Source organism: Streptomyces griseorubiginosus, from assembly GCF_036345115.1.
Classification (GTDB): domain Bacteria; phylum Actinomycetota; class Actinomycetes; order Streptomycetales; family Streptomycetaceae; genus Streptomyces; species Streptomyces griseorubiginosus_C.
Genome location: NZ_CP107766.1, coordinates 1976745 through 1994660, shown reverse-complemented (window position 1 = coordinate 1994660; position 17916 = coordinate 1976745). Strand labels below are relative to the sequence as shown.

The 17916-nt window shown below is 70.8% G+C and carries 16 protein-coding genes; 9 read left to right on the top strand and 7 right to left on the bottom strand.

Annotated features, from left to right (window positions below):
• The first annotated feature begins 38 nt into the window (after positions 1–38).
• On the top strand, positions 39–1115 hold the full coding sequence (locus tag OHN19_RS09085; RefSeq protein ID WP_330263685.1) for a glycoside hydrolase family 43 protein: 1077 nt from the start codon (positions 39–41) through the stop codon (positions 1113–1115).
• Positions 1112–2524 (top strand): RICIN domain-containing protein, encoded by a 1413-nt coding sequence (locus OHN19_RS09080; protein ID WP_330263684.1) that lies wholly within the window; start codon positions 1112–1114, stop codon positions 2522–2524. Before OHN19_RS09085 ends, OHN19_RS09080 begins: the two co-directional genes overlap by 4 nt.
• A 7-nt stretch (positions 2525–2531) precedes the next feature.
• Here the strand turns inward: OHN19_RS09080 and OHN19_RS09075 are convergent, their stop codons facing one another.
• The gene (locus OHN19_RS09075) at positions 2532–4214 is read right to left on the bottom strand and encodes a rhamnogalacturonan lyase B N-terminal domain-containing protein (protein ID WP_330263683.1); all 1683 of its coding nucleotides are present in this window, start codon (positions 4212–4214) and stop codon (positions 2532–2534) included.
• A gap of 195 nt (positions 4215–4409) precedes the next feature.
• On the opposite strand from OHN19_RS09075, the gene OHN19_RS09070 reads away from it, so the two are divergent.
• Both OHN19_RS09070 and OHN19_RS09065 read left to right on the top strand, forming a co-directional pair.
• Positions 4410–5450: a rhamnogalacturonan acetylesterase gene (locus OHN19_RS09070; RefSeq protein ID WP_330263682.1), complete on the top strand. Its 1041-nt coding sequence runs from the start codon at positions 4410–4412 to the stop codon at positions 5448–5450.
• Positions 5451–5609: 159 nt separating this feature from the next.
• Positions 5610–7298, top strand: coding sequence for a DUF2264 domain-containing protein (locus OHN19_RS09065; protein ID WP_330263681.1), 1689 nt, complete (start codon positions 5610–5612; stop codon positions 7296–7298).
• Here OHN19_RS09065 and OHN19_RS09060 read toward each other — a convergent pair.
• Positions 7288–8796 carry a hypothetical protein gene (locus OHN19_RS09060; protein WP_330263680.1) on the bottom strand — a complete coding sequence of 503 codons (1509 nt, stop codon included), beginning with the start codon at positions 8794–8796 and terminating at the stop codon, positions 7288–7290. The genes OHN19_RS09065 and OHN19_RS09060 overlap by 11 nt on opposite strands.
• 402 nt (positions 8797–9198) lie before the next feature.
• On the opposite strand from OHN19_RS09060, the gene OHN19_RS09055 reads away from it, so the two are divergent.
• Complete coding sequence (locus tag OHN19_RS09055) at positions 9199–9657, top strand: hypothetical protein (protein ID WP_330263679.1); 459 nt, start codon at positions 9199–9201, stop codon at positions 9655–9657.
• Here the strand turns inward: OHN19_RS09055 and OHN19_RS09050 are convergent.
• Positions 9652–10443 carry an alpha/beta hydrolase gene (locus OHN19_RS09050; protein WP_330263678.1) on the bottom strand — a complete coding sequence of 264 codons (792 nt, stop codon included), beginning with the start codon at positions 10441–10443 and terminating at the stop codon, positions 9652–9654. The two genes, OHN19_RS09055 and OHN19_RS09050, sit on opposite strands and share 6 nt — an antisense overlap.
• Positions 10436–11023: a TetR/AcrR family transcriptional regulator gene (locus OHN19_RS09045; RefSeq protein ID WP_330263677.1), complete on the bottom strand. Its 588-nt coding sequence runs from the start codon at positions 11021–11023 to the stop codon at positions 10436–10438. The genes OHN19_RS09050 and OHN19_RS09045 overlap by 8 nt, the downstream gene beginning before the upstream one ends.
• Before the next feature lie 143 nt (positions 11024–11166).
• Here OHN19_RS09045 and OHN19_RS09040 point away from each other — a divergent pair, with 143 nt between their 5' ends.
• From OHN19_RS09040 to OHN19_RS09030, 3 genes are all read left to right on the top strand, one after another.
• The gene (locus OHN19_RS09040) at positions 11167–11754 is read left to right on the top strand and encodes an ArsR/SmtB family transcription factor (RefSeq protein ID WP_330263676.1); all 588 of its coding nucleotides are present in this window, start codon (positions 11167–11169) and stop codon (positions 11752–11754) included.
• Positions 11751–13058: an MFS transporter gene (locus OHN19_RS09035; protein ID WP_330263675.1), complete on the top strand. Its 1308-nt coding sequence runs from the start codon at positions 11751–11753 to the stop codon at positions 13056–13058. Before OHN19_RS09040 ends, OHN19_RS09035 begins: the two co-directional genes overlap by 4 nt.
• A gap of 63 nt (positions 13059–13121) precedes the next feature.
• Complete coding sequence (locus OHN19_RS09030; RefSeq protein WP_330263674.1) at positions 13122–14366, top strand: MFS transporter; 1245 nt, start codon at positions 13122–13124, stop codon at positions 14364–14366.
• Between the two features lie 13 nt (positions 14367–14379).
• Here the strand turns inward: OHN19_RS09030 and OHN19_RS09025 are convergent, their stop codons facing one another.
• Positions 14380–14817 carry an Lrp/AsnC family transcriptional regulator gene (locus tag OHN19_RS09025; protein WP_330263673.1) on the bottom strand — a complete coding sequence of 146 codons (438 nt, stop codon included), beginning with the start codon at positions 14815–14817 and terminating at the stop codon, positions 14380–14382.
• Between the two features lie 201 nt (positions 14818–15018).
• Between OHN19_RS09025 and OHN19_RS09020 the strand changes: the two genes are divergently transcribed.
• Entirely contained in the window at positions 15019–16296 is a 1278-nt protein-coding gene (locus OHN19_RS09020) for an ArgE/DapE family deacylase (RefSeq protein WP_330263672.1), read from the top strand.
• A gap of 68 nt (positions 16297–16364) precedes the next feature.
• Here the strand turns inward: OHN19_RS09020 and OHN19_RS09015 are convergent, their stop codons facing one another.
• Together OHN19_RS09015 and OHN19_RS09010 are read right to left on the bottom strand one after the other, a co-directional pair.
• A complete protein-coding gene (locus OHN19_RS09015; RefSeq protein ID WP_330263671.1) occupies positions 16365–16682 on the bottom strand; it encodes a hypothetical protein in 318 nt (105 codons plus the stop codon).
• 431 nt (positions 16683–17113) lie between these two features.
• Positions 17114–17914 carry an ABC transporter permease gene (locus tag OHN19_RS09010; protein ID WP_330263670.1) on the bottom strand — a complete coding sequence of 267 codons (801 nt, stop codon included), beginning with the start codon at positions 17912–17914 and terminating at the stop codon, positions 17114–17116.
• Positions 17915–17916 lie beyond the last annotated feature (2 nt).

Here is a 17916-nt window from a genome sequence, read left to right as displayed (position 1 = left end):
ATCGCTCTCAGGACACCCCCACCCGAGAGGCAGTCCGTATGAGCCGCGCCCCCGACGCCCCCGACCGACGACTGCTGCTGAAGGGTGCCCTGGCCGCGGGCGCCCTGGCCGCGACCCCCACAGCCGCCGAGGCCGTTCCCCGCCCGCAGAAGGCCGCTCCCTTCGTGAACCCGCTCGTCCGCAACCGCGCGGACCCGTACATCCACCGCCACTCCGACGGCTTCTACTACTTCACGGCCACCGCCCCCGAGTACGACCGCATCATCCTGCGCCGCTCACGCACGCTGAACGGGCTCGCGACAGCCGCCGAGTCCGTCATCTGGACCAAGCACCCCACCGGTGTCATGGGCGCCCACATCTGGGCACCGGAGATCCACCGCATCGGCGGCAAGTGGTACATCTACTTCGCCTCCGCGCCCGCCGAGAGCGTCTGGGACATCCGCATCTGGGTCCTGGAGAACGCCAACCCCAATCCCTTCAAGGGGACCTGGGAGGAGAAGGGTCAGGTCAGGACCGCCTGGGAGACCTTCTCCCTGGACGCGACCACCTTCACCCACCGTGGCACCCGCTACCTCGCCTGGGCCCAGCACGAACCCGGCCTGGACAACAACACCGGCCTCTTCCTGTCGAGGATGGCGAACCCCTGGACCCTGACGGGCCCTCAGATCAGGCTGTCGACCCCGGAGTACGACTGGGAGTGCGTCGGCTACAAGGTCAACGAAGGCCCCTCGGTCATCGCCCGCCACGGCCGCGTCTTCATGTCCTACTCGGCCAGCGCCACCGACTGGCACTACTGCATGGGCCTGCTGACGGCAGACGCGGACGCCGACCTCATGAAGCCGGCGAGCTGGTCCAAGTCGCCGACCCCCGTGTTCACCAGCAACGACACCACCAGGCAGTACGGCCCCGGCCACAACTGCTTCACCGTCGCCGAGGACGGCCGCAGTGACGTCCTCGTCTACCACGCCCGCCAGTACAAGGAGATCGTCGGCGACCCGCTGAACGACCCCAACCGCCACACCCGTGTCCAGAAGCTCGGCTGGCACGCGGACGGCACCCCGAACTTCGGCATACCGGTGGCGGACACCGCCACGGACACGGAGGTTGCGTCATGAGACGTGCTCACGCCGTACTGCTCGCCCTCTGTCTGGCCCTGGCCGGCGCCCTCATGACCGCGGGACCGGCCCAGGCCGCCCCGCTGACGATCCCCAACGGCGTCCAGTTCACGGACACTTCGGGGAACGCCCTGCACGCGCACGGCGGCGGGGTCATCAAGGTCGGCTCGTACTACTACTGGTTCGGCGAGGACCGCAACGCCGACAACACCTTCCGGTACGTGGACGCCTACCGCTCCACCGACCTGAAGAACTGGGAGTTCCGGAACCACGTCCTGACCCAGTCGTCCGCCTCCGAGCTGGGCACCGCCTACATCGAGCGGCCCAAGGTGGTCTACAACGCGACCACCGGCAAGTTCGTGATGTGGATGCACAAGGAGAACGGCACCGACTACAGCGAGGCCCGCGCCGCCGTCGCCGTGTCGTCCACGGTCGACGGCAACTACACCTACCAGGGCAGCTTCCGCCCGCTCGGCGACAACATGTCCCGTGACATCACGACGTTCGTCGACACCGACGGCACCGGCTACATGGTCTCGGCCGCCAACGAGAACTACGACCTGCACATCTACAAGCTGACCGCCGACTACACCGGCATCGCCTCCCTGGTCGCCAACCCCTGGCCGGGCGGCCACCGCGAGGCCCCGGCCCTGTTCAAGCGCGGCAACGTCTACTTCATGCTGACCTCGGGCGCGACCGGCTGGAGCGCCAACCAGCAGCAGTACGCCACGGCCACCTCCCTCGCCGGGCCCTGGACCTCGATGGCCAACGTCGGCGACTCCACGACGTACAACTCGCAGACCGCGTACGTCCTTCCGGTGCAGGGGACCTCGGGCACCTCGTACCTCTACCTGGGCGACCGCTGGGGCAACTCCTTCGGCGGCACCGTCAACGACTCCCGGTACGTGTGGCTGCCGCTCACCTTCCCGACCTCCACCACGATGTCCATGTCCTGGTACCCCGAGGTCACCATCGACGCGGCCGCCGGGACGATCGGCGGCACCAGCGCCACGTACAACACGCTCGTCGCCCGGCACAGCGGCAAGTGCGCGGACGTGGCCAACCAGTCGCTGTGGCAGGGCGTCGCGATCAGCCAGTACACGTGCAACGGCGGCGGCAACCAGAAGTGGTGGTTCAAGAACCTCGGCACCGGCTACTACCAGCTGGTCGGCCGCGGCAGCTCACTGTGCCTCCAGGAGAACGCCACCGACGTGACCCAGGAGAACTGCTCGTCGAGTGCCACCACCCAGCAGTGGTCCGTGGTCACCTCGGGCTCGTACGTGAACATCAAGGCCCGCGCCAGCGGTGAGTGCCTGGACGTGAACGGCGCGTCCACCGCCAACTCCGCCGTGATCATCACGTACACGTGCAACGGAGCGAGCAACCAGCAGTGGACGCGCGGGACCTGACGTCGGATCAGGAGAGCAGGTCGATCGCGTCGATCGACGTGCCCGCGCTGAGATAGGCCGTCGACCCCGAACCGCTCACGATGTTGATCTTCAGCGTGTTGTACTGGCTGGTGTCCGTACGCCAGGCACTGGCCGGCACGCTGTAGGTGAACGTGTAGTTGTTGCCCCGGTAGGACCCGTTGGTCAGGGACCGGGTGCTCGGCTGGGTGGGCGGGGAGGGGATGGCGGAGGTCCAGGTGTCGTTGACGACGACCTGCGGCCGACCGTTGGCGTAGGCCGTCGTCACCCCGATCCGCAGGGTGTGCGCGGCGGCGGCCTGGGCGGCGGTCAGCTTGAAGTACACCAGCAGACCGCTGTTGACGTCCTTCCACAGGTAGCAGGGGAAGGCGGAGGTCTCGGTGCCGCTGCCGATCACCACGTTGCCGGTCCAGGCGGCGGCACGGACGTCGGACGGATGGGCGTACGTCATCAGGTCGGCGTTCTTGAACCCGCTCGGCGTGCCCGTCCAGTCGTTGATCCGCCAGATCGCGCTCGCGTTGCTCGGGTCGTTCGAGGACGGGACGGCGATCGAGTTCAGGGTGGTCGTGCCGCCGGCGGTGACCGTCACCGAGGTGGTGTAGACGGCGAGTTCGCTCTTGTAGACGGTCAGGGTGTATGTCCCCGGAAGGACCCCGCCGATCGAGAAGTAACCGTCCGAGGAGCGGGCCGAACCCCAGTACTGCGCGGCCGAGTTGGCGAGGCCGACGGTGTACGGGTACGCCGTGTTCCGCCCGGTGATGCCGACGCCCGCGACCTTGCCGCGACCGCCCGCGGCGACGTAACCGGAGATGCCGAGCGAGTCCGCCCAGGAGGTGGTGAGCGTGCCCGGGAAGAGGGACGAGGAGGGCGCGCCGCCGTCCGTGAGGGCGATGACGTACGGGCCCTGGAGGCCGAAGCGCTCGTCCTCGGTCTGGTTCTGGGCGTAGTGCAGGATCTCGTAGAGGCCGCCGCCGTCCGCGCTCTGGTGGCGCAGCAGGGAGCGGTAGAAGGGGCCGCCGGACGCCTTCTCGTGGTTGGAGCGGACGATCCACAGGCCGACGCCGTTCGCGCTCCAGCCGATGTAGTTGTAGTCGATGACCCGCAGCTTCGAGTAGTGCTTGGAGCGGGTCTGGCCGTCGGACTTGGCGAACACGTCCGAGGCCTCGATGGTGGTGGGCGCGTAAGTGTAGGAATCGGGCTCGTCGTTGAGGAACAGGCCCGCCTTGACGCGCAGGATGAAGCGGGTGGAGGCGACCGAGGTGTCGGCCCGGTTGGTCCACAGGTAGACGTTGTTCTCGCCGCTGCGGGCCGCGTAGTAGTGCCGCAGCGTGCCGTACGCGACCGAGATCAGGATCGTCGAGCCGGACTGCTTGATCGTGACGGTCGAGGCGCCGAGGCCGGACTCGATGTGCGAGTTCTTGCCGCCGTAGCCCTGGTATTCGGTGCCCTTGTAGACCAGGGAGGTCAGGTCGCCGTTGGACTTGCTGACCTTGAAGACGAGGTTCGCTCCGGTGTCGACGACGCAGTTCGAGCCGTCGTCGGTGTAGCCGAAGCCCGCGGCGGACGCGGACGGGGCGAGCGGCCCGGCGAGGGCGGCGGTGCCGGCGGCGGCCGCGGTGCCGAGGACGAAGGTACGGCGTCCGACCGGTCTGTTCACGGTGGGCTCGGACATGTGGGGGTGCCTCCTTCGAGACATGTGGGGGAGGTGCGGGTGTCTCGCAGAGTGACAGTTGAATCGATTTCGCGAAAGGGCTTTCGCTTGCTGGAGGTTGGCAATCTTGTGAAATCGGTTCAGGGTCTAGAAAGCGCTTGCGGGAGCGGGTACGGTCCAGCCGCCAGGCCTTGTCGTCCATCATGGGAGCCACGAATGAGACGTTTCAATCTCGCCGTGCTGGCAGCGGTCACGCTGGCCGCAGGCCTCGCCGCCACTCCGGCGCAGGCGCACACCGGACGTGCCCTCGGTATCGAGAACTGCACGGGGAGCGCCTGCCACTTCGACGTCCCGCCCGGAACGTACGACGTGAAGGTCCTCCTCGGCGGCGACGCGGCGTCGAACACGGCGATCACCGGCGAGACCCGGCGTTCCCTGCTGCCGGAGACCGCCGTAGCCGCCGGCGAGCGGACCGCCCGCAGCTTCACCGTGAACGTCCGTACGCCGGAGGGCGAGCCGACGGGACCCGACGGCACCCCCGGCCTCGACCTGACGCTCGGCGGCACCGCCCCCGCTCTCGCCGACATCCGCGTCACCCCCGCCCGGCACGCCCGACAGATCTTCCTCGTCGGCGACTCCACGGTCTGCGACCAGCCCGGCGACCCGTACTCCGGCTGGGGCCAGCAGCTGCCCCAGTACCTCCGCAAGGGCGTGTCCGTGGCCAACTACGCCGACTCCGGCGAGAGCACGGTGACGTATCTGTCCGAGCCGCGTCTGTGGGCCACGGTCCAGCCGCTGATCCGCCGCGGCGACCTCGTCCTGATCCAGCTCGCCCACAACGACAAGACCACGGACGAGGCGACGTACCGGGCGAACCTGGAGACACTGGTCGCGGGTGTGAGGGAGAAAGGCGGGAACCCTGTCCTCGTGACGCCCATCGTGCGACGCTGGTTCAACTCGGACGGCACACTGAACAACGGGACGGCCCTGCTGGTCAACGGCCTCGGCGTGGACCATCCCGCGGTGATCCGCTCGGTGGCCGCGGCCGAGGACGTCCCGCTGGTCGACCTGACGGCGAAGACGAAGACGCTGGTGGAGTCCTTGGGCGTGGAGGGTTCCAAGGCGATCTACCTCTACAACGAGAAAAGGGACAACACCCACACCTCCGTGCACGGCGCCACCGTGTACGCGGGCCTGGTCCGCGACGAACTGCTCGCGCAGGGACTGGTGCCCAAAGGGGCTGTGAGGGTGGGATAGACGCCTGGGGCGTCCCGACCGGAACCGGGGCGCCCCAGGTCTGCGTTGCGAGCCGCGGGCCGCAAGCCGAGTCGCAAGCCGCAAGCCGAGCCGCGAGCCGCGAGCCGCGAGCCGCGAGTCTGCAAGTCGCGAGTCTGCAAGTCGAAGAAGAGAGAACCGATGCACCTGCCTCCCGAGGACCGCACCCTCAGTCCGCACACCGGCTACACGCGCGCCCACTGGGAGGCCGCCGCCGACGCCCTGCTCGCGGCGGTGGAGCCGTACGCCACCGAGGACCGCGCCCTCTACCACTTCCCCGGCGACCGCCAGAGCTGGACGGGCCGCCTCTCCGACGGCCTGGAGGGCTACGCCCGTACGCTCCTGCTGGCGGCCTTCCGCCCGGACGAGACCACGCTCCAGCGGTACGCCGAGGGCCTCGCGGCCGGTGTCAGCGGGGTGTGGCCGCGCATCGAGGACCGCACCCAGCCGCTGGTCGAGGCGGCGTCGATCGCCTTCGCGCTGCGGATCACCAAGCCGCTGCTGTGGGACCGGCTGGACGACGCCGTACGGCAGCGCGCCGCGGCCTGGCTCGGCGACGCGCTGACCGCCGAGGCCTGGCCCTGCAACTGGGAGTTGTTCCCGGTCACCGTCGCCGGCTTCCTGGAGTCGGTCGGCTACGAGCCCGAGGCGTGCCGCAAGGCGATCGACCGGGGTCTCACGCGGATCGAGCAGTGGTACGTCGGCGACGGCTGGTACACCGACGGCGACGGCCGCAAGTTCGACTACTACAACGGCTGGGCCATGCACCTCTACCCGGTGCTGCACGCCTGGCTCACGCGGGACGACCGGCTGCTGGACCTGTACGGCGGCCGCCTCTCCCGCCATCTCGAGGACTACGCCCGCCTGTTCGGCGCCGACGGCGCCCCGATGCACCAGGGCCGCTCCCTGACGTACCGCTTCGCGACCACGGCCCCCCTGTGGCTGGGCGCCCTGACGGGCCACACCCCGCTGCCCCCGGGCCAGACGCGACGACTGGCCTCCGGCGCCCTGAAGTACTTCCTGGACCGGGGCGCGGTGGACTCCAACGGCCTGCTCTCCCTCGGCTGGCACGGCCCCGACCCGGCCGTCCTGCAGGGCTATTCGGGCCCCGCGTCCCCGTACTGGGCGAGCAAGGGCTTCCTCGGCCTGCTCCTCCCGGCCGACCACGAGGTGTGGACGGCGGTGGAGGAACCCGGCCCGGCCGAGAGCTCCGACGCGCTCACCCCGATCGCCGCCCCCAACTGGCTTCTGCAATCCACCCGTTCGGACGGCGTGGTCCGCCTCCACAACCACGGCAGCGAGGACGTCCGCTACGACCCGTACTACACCCGCCTCGCCTACTCCACGGTGACGGAACCCTCACCGTCGTACGACAACAGCCTCATCCTGGACGGCGACCCGAGCCGCACCGAGATCGAGCCCCTGGGCGTCGGCGAGGGATGGGCGGCCTCCCGCCACACGACGGCCGGCGGCGCCCGGGTCTCCAGCGTGGTGCTCGCACGGGGAGCCGTCGAGGTACGCGCCTTCCTGGTGACCGGCGCCGCCCCCGGCACCCCGGTACGGGTGACGGGCTGGACCCCACGAGACGGACTCCTGACCGAACTCCTCCCGGCCGTGGGCCTGGACACCGACCTCGGCGGCGAGACGGGAGACGGCAACACCCTGTTCGCCGCGCTGTCCCGCCTCACCGCGGACGCCGACGCAGTGCCGTTGGCGGAGACGGTGACCGTACGGGTCGTAGGGGAGGGCGAGTTGGCGGTGGTGTGGACCGAGGGCCCCGAGACGCGGGTCCGCCTCGACAGTTCCGGAGTGGATGTCCTCAGGGCTTGAGGCGGGCGATCCGCAGGCTCGTCGAGGTCGGGGACGCGCCCGTCAGCGGCTTCGTGTACGTCGGCGCCACCGGGACGTAGGCCCAGGTCAGCGTCCCGTCCTTCTGGACGGCTATGTCACCCGTGATCCGCGTCGGGACCACCTTGTCCGCGCCCTGGACCTTGCCGTTCCAGTCGATGAGACGCAGGTGGGTGCCCGTGAAGGTGCCGGTGCAGGTGCCGCTCGTGCACTTGGGGTTCTTCAGGGACTCCCAGGACACGAGGAGGCGGTCCTTGCCGTACGGCGCCACGTGCACGTTGATGTGCTCGGTGCCGGGTGCGTTGGTGAGGTAGACCGCCTTGCCGGGGCCGGAGTTGCGGTTCTTCAGGAAGGCCACGGCCACCTGGTGGGTGCTGGTACTCGGCTTGACCGTCCAGCCGCGGCCGCTCGAGTCGTCCGGGTTCTTCTTCGCGGACGCGGCACCCCGCGACGCGAACGCGGTCGCGTAGCGGCCGGTGGCGGACTTCACCAGGTCACCGGTGCGGCCGGGGAACGTGCCGCCGCAGTACCCCGCCCAGCACTGCTCGCGCTGCACGACCGGGGCCACGTCAGGGGCGCCGATGCCCGTCGACACGAACAGGCCCGAACGCCAGTCGTCGAAGCAGAGGGAGGTGAAGTTCCCGGTGGTCTCGGCGTGCAGGGCGATCCCCTCGTCGTGGCTGCACCCCCAGCCCCAACCTCCGCCCAGCTTCCCGCCCTTGGCGCTGACGTACGTCAGCTTGTCGCCGAAGTGCCCGTCCGCGAAGCCGCCCGCGCCGTGCACCACGAAGTAGGCGCCGTACTTCGTGCCGTTCCAGGTGAGCTGGCCGTCGAGGGTGGGGGAGGTGTCGTGCGAGGCGGCGCCGGTGAGCTTGGTCGTCCAGGTCCTCCTGGCACCCGTGTACCGGACGATCGCGGCCGCCGTCTCCTTCCACTTGTTGGTGTCGGCGACCCGGGTGAGCAGCGCGAAGCCGTCGTTGTGCGCGACCAGGCCGCCGACCTCCTTGGCGCCCTTGACGACGGTGTCCGCGCCGGAACGCTTTCCGGCCGACGTCAGCGGGGTGACGTGCACACCGTCCGAGGCGGGCCAGGCCACCCGCAGGGTGCCGTTCGGCGCGACCGCGGTCGCCGTCCGGGTCCACTCGCGCGTGTTGTTGTAACCGGCGGACAGGTAGGGGAACTTGGCGGACAGGGTCACGGCCGTGGTGGTGGGGGCGAGCGCGGGAGCGGTGGCCGCACCGGCGGTGGCGTACCAGGCACCGACCAGCGCGGCCGTGGCGACGAGACCACCGATGAGCGGCTTGCGGGCCGTGCGGACTCGGCGGTGGCGCGGGATCGCTCCGGGGGCGCCGAGGGGGATCTCGCCGGGGGCGCGGAAAGGGACCTCGCCGGGGGTGCCGAGCGTGGCCTCACCGGAGGTGCCGCTGCTGGTGCCCACAGGGGCGTCGCCGTCGCGCGGTGTGCGTCTTGCGGAAGTCATGTCACCAGGTCGCCGTGGACACCGCGAAGGTTGCCGTCGGTCTTGGCCCCGGCGGGTGGCAGTCTTTCGGCCGGTCCGTGCGCTCGTGCGGGCGGCAACCCTTTCGCCGGTGATGTGCCTGCGGCGGACGGTAACCCCCCGTCGGCCATTTGCCCGGCGGTCGGTCCCCCCCCCGGGGCCGGTCTCGCCTCCCGGCGGGCGGTAACCCCCCGTCGGTCATTTGTCCCCGGCGCGGCAGCCCTTCGCCGGTCTCGCCTCCCGGCGGGCGGCAACCTTCCACCGCCCCTTCGCCCCCGGCAGAGCAATCCCTCCGGCCGGCCCCTTCTGCCCCGGCGCCCGGCTCGCTTCCCCTCCCCGCACACTTCGGCCCGCACCGAAGCAATCCGCCCCTACCGTTCCGGCATGACCACGAACCCACCGGAGGCACCCGCCCGGGCCGTGACCGGCATGGTCGAGCACGTTCTCGCCCTGGCCGCGACCTGGACCACCTGGGACGGCACACCCGCCCACGTCGACGACCGCGCGTACACCCCCCACAAGGCGATCCGCCGCGTCGCCGACCATCTGGTCGACCACCTCGCCGAGTTGGAGGCACGGCTGGTGGGCGAGGTCCCGCAGCCCGACCACTGGCACGCGTCCGCGACGACCACCGAGGCCGACCTCGCCCCCTTCACCCAGGAGGACCTGGAGGAGGCCCGCAGCCGTCTCACCCGGCTGGCCCGCATCTGGGCGAACCGCCTGGACGCGCTCACGGAGGACCAGCTGGACCGTTCCCCCGGCGAGGGCTGGACCTTCCGCGAACTCGCCCTGCACCTCGAGGAGTCCACGTACTACGCCGACGCACTCGGCGACCTCTCATGACCGCAGGCCGTCCCCGAGCAGCGTCCGCGTGAGCCGTCCGGCGAACTCCACCGGATGCTGGAGGATGCCGAGGTGACCGCCCGAGAACTCGACCAGCTCGGCCTGCCGCTCCTTGGCGAGGAACCCGGCCGTTCGATACAGGAGTTGCTCGCGGGAGTCGGTGCCCGCGCCGACGGTGAGGCGTACCTTTGAGGGCCCCGCCTCGGGGATGTACGACGTGAAGGGCCGCAGGACATGCGCGAGGGAGAGCGCCATAGGGCTGAGCAACTCCTCCTCCCGGGGCAGGGGTTGACCTTCGGGGAGTTCGCCCGCCTCCCGCTCCTCCAGTACGGCGGTCATCAGGGCGCCCGCCGCCACAAGCCCCTTGGCGCGGTAGACGTCACAGACCTCGGCGAACCGGGCCTGCTGCCGTGCCCCGTCCGGCAACACCCCCACACACGGCGGCTCGTGCGCGACGACGTGCCGCAGCCGCTCCGGGTGCCGGGCGAGCAGGTCCAGCGCGACGACGGCACCGGCACTGGTACCGAGGACGTACGCCGACTCGCCCTCCGGCAGCGTCGCGTCGAGCACCCACCGCGCACCGTCGCTCCAGTCCTGGACCCGCTGGTCCGCGATGGGTTCACCGAGACGGCCGTGGGCCAGACCGAGGGGGTCGTAGGTGACGACGGTGAAGTGCGCGGAGAGCACGTCCGTCATCGCGTCGAGCCCCATCGGGTGCCCCGCGCCACCGGGGATGATCAGCAGGACGGGTCCGTCGCCGGTGACGTCGTAGTGCGGGTCAGTCATCGTTCTTCTCCTCCTGGGGCCAGTTCTCCAGTGCGATGTGCAGGGCGTCGACCGCCTTGTCCCAGGACCTCCCCACCTCGCGGGGCGCGCCGAAGCCGCCGGTGGACTCCAGGGCGCAGTAACCGTGGAAGGTGGCGCGCAACAGGCGTACGGCGTCGGTGAGATCGGGTTCGGCGAGGCCGTACGCGCGGAGCATGCCGTAGGTGATCTCGGCGGTGCGCCGCATGGCGGGGGTGTCCGCGATCAGCGACTGGTCGATACGGATCTGGGTGGCCGCGTACCGCCCGGGCCGCTCCAGGGCGTACTCCCGGTAGGCACCGGCGAAGGCGGCCAGAGCGTCTTTCCCGGCCCGCCCCACCACCGCGACCGCGATCCGGTCGATCATCTCGCCGCCGGCGAGCAGGGCGACCCGGGTACGCAGGTCCTGAAGACTCCTGACGTGCGAGTACAGACTCGCATCCTTCACCCCGAAGCGTTTGGCCAGGGCCGCCAGGGTGACGTTCTCGAACCCGATCTCGTCGGCGAGCTCGGCCGCGGCCTCGGTGAGACGGTCGGGGGTCAGACCTGCACGGGGACTCATGGGAGCAGGTTACCTAGGGTCCCTAGGCTCAAGGCTAGTGATTTTCGCTTGGGTGGCTGGCGCTGGCCCCCTGATCGGCCATCAACCCCACTGCTATTTATGAGAGTTGACTCTCATACTTTCTGAGAGGACACTCTCACGTCATGGATTCCGGCAACCGTCTCGGCGACATAGAGATCACCGACCCGAAGGCCATGCGGGCGCTCGCGCACCCCGTACGGCTCGCGATCCTGGAGCGGCTCCAGCGCCACGGGCCCGCCACCGCCTCCCAGTTGTCGCCGCACGTGGGTGCCACGCCCTCCGTGACCAGCTGGCATCTGCGGCACCTGGCGGGGTTCGGGCTGGTGCGGGACGCGGTCGAGGGCGGCACGGACCGGCGGGAGAGGCGGTGGGAGGCGGTGGCGCGGGGGTTCCGGTTCGAGGTGCCCGACGACGAGGACGGCACCTCCGCCGCGCGGGCACTGTCCTGGGAGATGTTCGCCCGGGCCGCCGAGCTGCCCGAACGCTGGGCCACCGAGACCGAACCCGCCCTCGAACCGGCCTGGCGGCGGCTTTCCGGCCTCGCCAACACCCGTGTCGTGGTCACCGCCGAGGAACTCGCCGCCATCGAGGACGCCGTCGAGGCCGTCCTCGCTCCCTACGTCATGCGGGATGAGCGGCCCGAGGACAGCCGGGGAGTACGGCTGCTGCGGTACATGCTTCCCGAGGCGACGGAAGCCGGCGACGCGTGAACTCCCTCTGGCGGGACGGGCGTTTCGTCCGCTACTGGGTCAGCAGTGCCGTGTCGCAGTTCGGCGACCGGGTCTCCGAGGTGGCGGTACCGCTCGTCGCCGTCACCGTCCTGGACGCCTCGGCCGGTCAGGTGGCCGTGCTGACCGCGCTCGCGTGGACGCCGAACCTGCTCGCGGTGGTGCTGGGCGCCTGGGTCGACGGGCGGGCCCGGAAGCGCCGGCTGCTGGTGGTCATGGATCTCCTGCGGGCGGGCGTGCTGTTGTCGCTGCCCGTCACCTACCTCTGCGGGAGCGTCACGCTGGGACAGCTGTACGCGGTGGTGCTGCTCGGCGGGCTCGCGGGGGTGGTGGCCGGGTGTGCCTGGCAGCCGCTGTTCACGCGGATCGTGCCGCGTTCGTCGTACGTCGACGCCAACAGCAGGTTCAGCGCGGCCCGTTCGGCTTCCTTCGTGGCCGGGCCCGCGGTCGGCGGCGGCCTGGTGCAGGCACTGGGCGCATCGGTCGCCGTCGTAGTCGACGCGCTGTCCTTCCTGGTGTCCGCCCTGCTGCTGGGAGGAGCCCGGGTCGACGAGCCCGCGCCCGCCGCCCGTTCCGGGGCCGCCGTGCCCGCGCTGCTGCGGGACGCCCGTGAGGGTCTCCTCTTCGTCCTGCGCCACCCTGTGCTGCGCGCGGGGCTGGCGTGCACGACCACCATCAACTTCTTCACCTTCCTCGCCGGCACCGGCATGGTCGTGCTCTTCGCCGACCGGGAGCTCCATCTCTCCCCGGGAGCCATCGGGTTGACGCTCGGCGTCGGAGCGACCGGGTCCCTCCTCGGAGCGCTCACCGCGCCGTGGCTGTCCCGCCGGGTCGGGGTGGGGCGGTGCGTCGCGGTCGGAGCCGTACTGTTCCCGGCGCCCTTCGCCCTGGCCGCGGTCGCGGGCGGACCGGCGTGGGCCGGTGTCGTGCTCCTGGGCGCGGCCCAGTTCCTGGTGGGTCTCGGGGTGATGTGGTTCGACGTGCCCCTCAACTCCCTTCAGGCCGCGGTCACTCCGGACGCCCTGCGCAGCCGGGTCGTGGGCGCCTACAGCACCCTCAACTACGGCGTGCGCCCCCTCGGCGCGATCGCAGGAGGAGCACTCGCCACGACCGTCGGCCTCAGGACGACCCTGGTCGTGGTCGCCGTGGGCGGAGTCCTCTCGGTGCTGTGGCTGCTGCCCTCGCCGATCCCGGGCATCCGCCGGCTGACCGACACCGAGGAAGGGCCGGCGGCGGAACTGGCCGAGGACACCGCCACCGGTTCTGAGGGCGTCCGAGCGGCCTGAATATTCGCAGCGAGGTGTCTGCCCGCGACCGTAGGGTGATCGGCGGACGACCGGGGGAGGGGCGTGACGTACGAAGCACAGCGGGACGACGGTCCGGACAGCCGTACGCTTCCGGGGACGCGGCCCCTTTGGCGGCAGCGCGACTTCGCCGTCTTCTGGGCCGCCCAGACCCTCTCCGTCCTCGGTGACTCCTTCGCCCTGATCGCCCTGCCCCTGCTGGTCCTTGAGGCGACCGGGTCCGTCGCCCGCATGGGGTTGCTGACGGCGGTGGGCGGTGCGGCCTCTGTCGCAGCGGCCGTGTTCGCGGGGGTCGTGGTGGACCGGGTCGACCGGCGACGGCTGCTCATCGGCTGCGACCTCGTGCGGATGGTGCTGTACGGGGTGATCCCGGTGGTGTGGCTCCTCGGGCCGAAGGTGTGGCTGCTCTACGCGGTCCTGCCGGTGTGCGAGGCCGTCGGGATGCTGTTCGCCGTCGGGTACGTCACGGTCGTCCGGAGCCTCGTCGGCACCGGTCAACTCACCGAGGCCAACGGTCGGTTGAACGCCACCGCCGCCGCGGCCGGAGTGCTGGGCCCGGTGTGCGCGGGCGTCGTGGCGGCCTGGACGGGCCCCGCCACCGCGGTCGGTGTGGACGCGGCCAGCTTCGGGGTGTCGGCGCTCTGCACGGCCTTCGTGCGTTTCCGGCCCCGCCCCGCCGTACCGTCCGAACGCACCGGGCTGTGGCGGGATGTGCGCACCGGAGCGGCCTTCCTGCGCCGGCAGCCGGTGCTGCGCTCGCTCACCGTGCTGCTGTTCGTTTTCAGCTTCCTCACCCTCGGCCTCAACGACCTGGTGATCTACCACCTCAAGCACGACCTCGGCCACGACGACGGCACGGTCGGCACCGTCCTGGCCGTGGGCGCCCTCGGCACCATCACGGGAGCGCTGCTGGTGGCCCGGCTCCGCCGCTGGTTGGGCTTCGGCGCGGTCTGGACCGGCTCCGTCGCGCTGTGCGGCCTCGCCTTCGCCGGCATCGCCCGCGCCGACGACATCCCCGTCGTCGCCCTCCTGAGCGCCCTCTTTCTCGCCGGCGGCGGCATGGCGGGCACCTGCTCCATGTCCCTGCGCCAGGAGATCACCCCCGAACCCCTCCTGGGCCGCGTCACCTCGGCGTTCTGGACCCTCCACTACGCGGCCGCCCCGCTCGGCGCGGCCACCCTCACCTGGGCGGCGGAACACCAGGGCACGGCCCCGGTGGGCCTGGCGGCGGGCGCCTGCTGCGTACTGGTCGCGGCGGCAGCCCTGGTCACCCCGATCCGCCGGGCCTGAGCGGGCGGGGCGGTCACACGCGGGGCCGGTTCAACAGCCGGGACAGCACGATGGCGCTCTCGGTCCGTTCGACCGGAGTGGTGGCACGCACGCGTTGGATGGCCTGTTCGAGGTGGGTGATGTCCCTGGCGAGCATGTGGACGACGGCGTCGGCGGCGCCGGAGACGGTGCAGGCCTCGACGACCTCGGGGATGTTCTCCAGGGCTCGGCGCAGTTCGGCGGGGGTGGGGTTGCCGGTGCAGTAGACCTCGACGAAGGCCTCGGTGTGCCAGGCCAGCGCCTGAGGGTCGACGAGGGCGGTGAAACCGCGGATCGCGCCGGTGGCCACCAGGCGGTCGAGACGCCGTTTGGCGGCGGACGCGGACAGTCCGGCCGCCTTGCCGATCTCGGCGTACGTGGCACGTGCGTCGTGCAGCACGCAGCGGATGATCGCTTCGTCGATGGCGTCCATGACCTCACTCCAGACGTCGGAGCCCGTGGCGGTGGCGGTGGTGGTGGTAGCGGTGGCCGTGGCCGTGGCGCAAGAATCCGCCGTGGGCCCGCTGACATTGCAAGAAATCAACAGGGGATAGCAGCAAATGGCGATTGCTTGCGCCGATTCCTCGAACATAGTCTCCGGCTTGTCCTGATGTCACGTGGGAGCAGGGGTGGGATGACAGCAAGCCTGAGCGGTGTGGAAGCCACGGCACTGGCCGCGGTGGACGAGGCGGCCATCGCCCGGTTGCTGCTGGAGCTCCTCGCCGTTCCGAGCGTGACGGGGACCGCCGCGGAGTCCGAACTCCAGCACGTCCTGGCCCGGCACCTGGAGCGGATGGACCTCGAGGTCGACCTGTGGTCCATGGACCTGCCCGAGCTACGGGCCCACCCGGACTTCCCCGGCAGCGAGGCCCCGCGCACGGACGCGTGGGGCCTGGTGGGCGGTACGCGGCCGCAGGGTGACGGGCCGACCCTGGTCCTCCAGGGGCACGTCGACGTCGTCCCGCACGGGGACCTGTCGCGATGGGAGGGCGACCCGTTCCGTCCCCGGGTCACCGGGGACGTGGTGCACGCACGGGGGGCGTGCGACATGAAGGCGGGGGTGGTGGCGATACTCGCCGCCCTGGCCGCGATACGGGCGGCGGGCACCAGGCTGCGCGGCCAGGTGTCCGCGCACTTCGTCGTCAGCGAGGAGGACGGCGGCCTCGGCGCCTTCGGCACCCTCCAGCGCGGCCACACCGGTGACGCCTGCATCATCACCGAGCCGACCAGCGGCGCGCTCATGACCGCGAACGCCGGCGCCCTGACCTTCCGCATCCAGGTGCCCGGCCGGGCCACGCACGGCAGCACCCGGTACGTGGGAGTGAGCGCGATCGACGCCTACCTGCCCATCCACCGCGCGCTCGCCCGCCTGGAAAGCCGCCGCAACGCCGACGCCGACCCGCTCATGTCCGACTACCCCATCCCGTACCCGCTGTCCGTCGGCACCGTCCACTCCGGAGACTGGGCCAGCAGCGTGCCCGACCTGCTCGTGGCCGAAGGAAGACTGGGCGTCCGGCTGGGCGAGGACCCGGCGCGGGCACGCGCCGAACTGGAGGCGTGCGTGGCCGAAGCCTGCGCGGCCGACCCCTGGCTGCGCTCCCACCCCGCCACGGTGACGTGGCCCGGCGGACAGTTCGCCAGCGGACGCCTCCCGGCCGGCCACCCGCTCGCGACCCGGGTAGCCGACGCACACGCCACCGTCACGGGCGGCCCACGCCCAGCCGAGCGAGGCGCCCCCTACGGCAGCGACCTGCGCCTGTACTCCGCAGCGGGCATCCCCACCCTGCAGTACGGCCCCGGCGACGTCCGCCACGCCCACGGCCCCCAGGAACAGGTCCGCGTGAGCGAGATCGTCACCGTCACGAGGGCCCTGATACTCACCACACTGCGCACACTCGGCACCAAGCGGTAGCCCCCGGCGGGCGGCGCGTAAGGTCGAGGGCCCAGAAATCACGCCGGGCCGCCGACCCCGGCGCCCTACTACCTCACCCGCTTGGCGAGACGGGTTCGTCCAGCCCGGTCGATTCGGTCGGGTCCGGCCTGCCGGCGTTCCTCGGCGAACTTGTCCCAGTCCTCAGGCCGCACCACCAGCAGCGTGTCGCTGCCGGGTACGACGACCACTCCTCCGAAAGGCAGGTCCCCCGCGAACCACACGCCGTCTTCAGCACCCTCCGGCCAGCGGTGCCGCTCCAGGACGTCCACAGCCCGCATGAGCGGCGACCTTCCGCGCTCGTCAGCCTTGACCCGCACCGTGAAGACCGTGCCGTACTTCGTCCGGCTCTCACTCTTCTTGGACATACCCGAGCGGAAATCGAGGGGGTACTCCCTCAACACCCGCCTGCACCTGCCGAGTGACAGAAGCGCAAAGGGAAACCTGTAGGCCATCAGGACAAACCCCCAGGACCCCCGCCACGGTCAGCACGGCGAGCACGGGCGAGTCCCAGGTCCCCGTCCCGGACAGCACCACCGGTGTCGCACTCAGCGCCCCGAAGATGACGAGACGGAGCAGAAAGCCCTGAACCAGAAGGACGTAGTTGCGCTTCAGCAGTCGGTCCACCTCCGCGGCTCCGGGTGGACTCGTGGCCCCAAGAGTGCCTGACATCAGCTTTCCTTCCAGCTCGACCACGGCCACGGCCACGGATCATCCGAAGGGGTTCCTCACCTCGGCAAGGACATCGCTCCCCTCCTAAGGCCGATGGATGTGCCGTTGCCGCAGCCGATGGTGAGGGTCATCCGTTGATCCCCGCATAATGCCGAAGGCTCCACCGCCACAGCACCCGGGATCCCAGATACGCCGCCACCCCCACCAGCGGTGACAGGGCCGCCAGCCAGTACGGGGCGCCCGTGTCGTGGGCGTGGCCCGTCAGGACTGCTGCGGGGAAGTAGGCCACGAAGGCGAGGGGGAGGCCGTAGGTGAGGAGGCCGCCCACTGCTTTCGGGAGGACGTTCAGGGGGTAGCTGCCGAAGGTGCCGAGGAGTTCCTCCAGCCAGCGGCTCCAGTAGTCGGCCGCCGGGAAGCGCAGGGCCGCGCAGGTGACCGCCGTGAACAGGGCCGCCTCCAGGAACATGCCGCCGATGATCGCCGCGATGAGGTAGGAGACCCGGCCCGGCGTCCAGTCCAGCTGGCTGCGGCTCAGGGCGCCGACCATCAGGCCCACCGCCACGGTGAGGTCGCCGATCGCGTTCGTCGGGAAGAACTCCAGCTGGAGCTGGCGGTGCACCGGCATCGGGCGGGTCAGGTAGATGTCGATCCTGCCCTCCTGGATCTGCCGGCCGGAGCCGTGCACCCGGCCCAGGAACAGGACGAACAGGCCGTGGGCGAGCATCCGTGTCGCCGGGATCAGCAGGACCTCCGAACTGTCCCACCCGCCCATCCCGGTGAACCGGGTCAGCAGCACCGTGGCGAACACGATCACCGACACCTGCCAGATCGCGCCGATCGCGATCATCAGCAGGAACTCGGTCCGGTACTCCAGCTGCGCACGGAAGTTGAGACGCGTGACGCGCCACGCGATTCGCACTGCGTTCATCA

Coding starts and splice junctions, on each gene's coding strand:
- OHN19_RS09055 (WP_330263679.1), top strand. CDS start 9,199: ATGACCACGAACCCACCGGAGGCACCCGCCCGGGCCGTGACCGGCATG.
- OHN19_RS09075 (WP_330263683.1), bottom strand. CDS start 4,214: ATGTCCGAGCCCACCGTGAACAGACCGGTCGGACGCCGTACCTTCGTC.
- OHN19_RS09045 (WP_330263677.1), bottom strand. CDS start 11,023: ATGAGTCCCCGTGCAGGTCTGACCCCCGACCGTCTCACCGAGGCCGCG.
- OHN19_RS09080 (WP_330263684.1), top strand. CDS start 1,112: ATGAGACGTGCTCACGCCGTACTGCTCGCCCTCTGTCTGGCCCTGGCC.
- OHN19_RS09020 (WP_330263672.1), top strand. CDS start 15,019: ATGACAGCAAGCCTGAGCGGTGTGGAAGCCACGGCACTGGCCGCGGTG.
- OHN19_RS09085 (WP_330263685.1), top strand. CDS start 39: ATGAGCCGCGCCCCCGACGCCCCCGACCGACGACTGCTGCTGAAGGGT.
- OHN19_RS09050 (WP_330263678.1), bottom strand. CDS start 10,443: ATGACTGACCCGCACTACGACGTCACCGGCGACGGACCCGTCCTGCTG.
- OHN19_RS09010 (WP_330263670.1), bottom strand. CDS start 17,914: ATGAACGCAGTGCGAATCGCGTGGCGCGTCACGCGTCTCAACTTCCGT.
- OHN19_RS09025 (WP_330263673.1), bottom strand. CDS start 14,817: ATGGACGCCATCGACGAAGCGATCATCCGCTGCGTGCTGCACGACGCA.
- OHN19_RS09060 (WP_330263680.1), bottom strand. CDS start 8,796: ATGACTTCCGCAAGACGCACACCGCGCGACGGCGACGCCCCTGTGGGC.
- OHN19_RS09065 (WP_330263681.1), top strand. CDS start 5,610: ATGCACCTGCCTCCCGAGGACCGCACCCTCAGTCCGCACACCGGCTAC.
- OHN19_RS09040 (WP_330263676.1), top strand. CDS start 11,167: ATGGATTCCGGCAACCGTCTCGGCGACATAGAGATCACCGACCCGAAG.
- OHN19_RS09070 (WP_330263682.1), top strand. CDS start 4,410: ATGAGACGTTTCAATCTCGCCGTGCTGGCAGCGGTCACGCTGGCCGCA.
- OHN19_RS09015 (WP_330263671.1), bottom strand. CDS start 16,682: ATGTCCAAGAAGAGTGAGAGCCGGACGAAGTACGGCACGGTCTTCACG.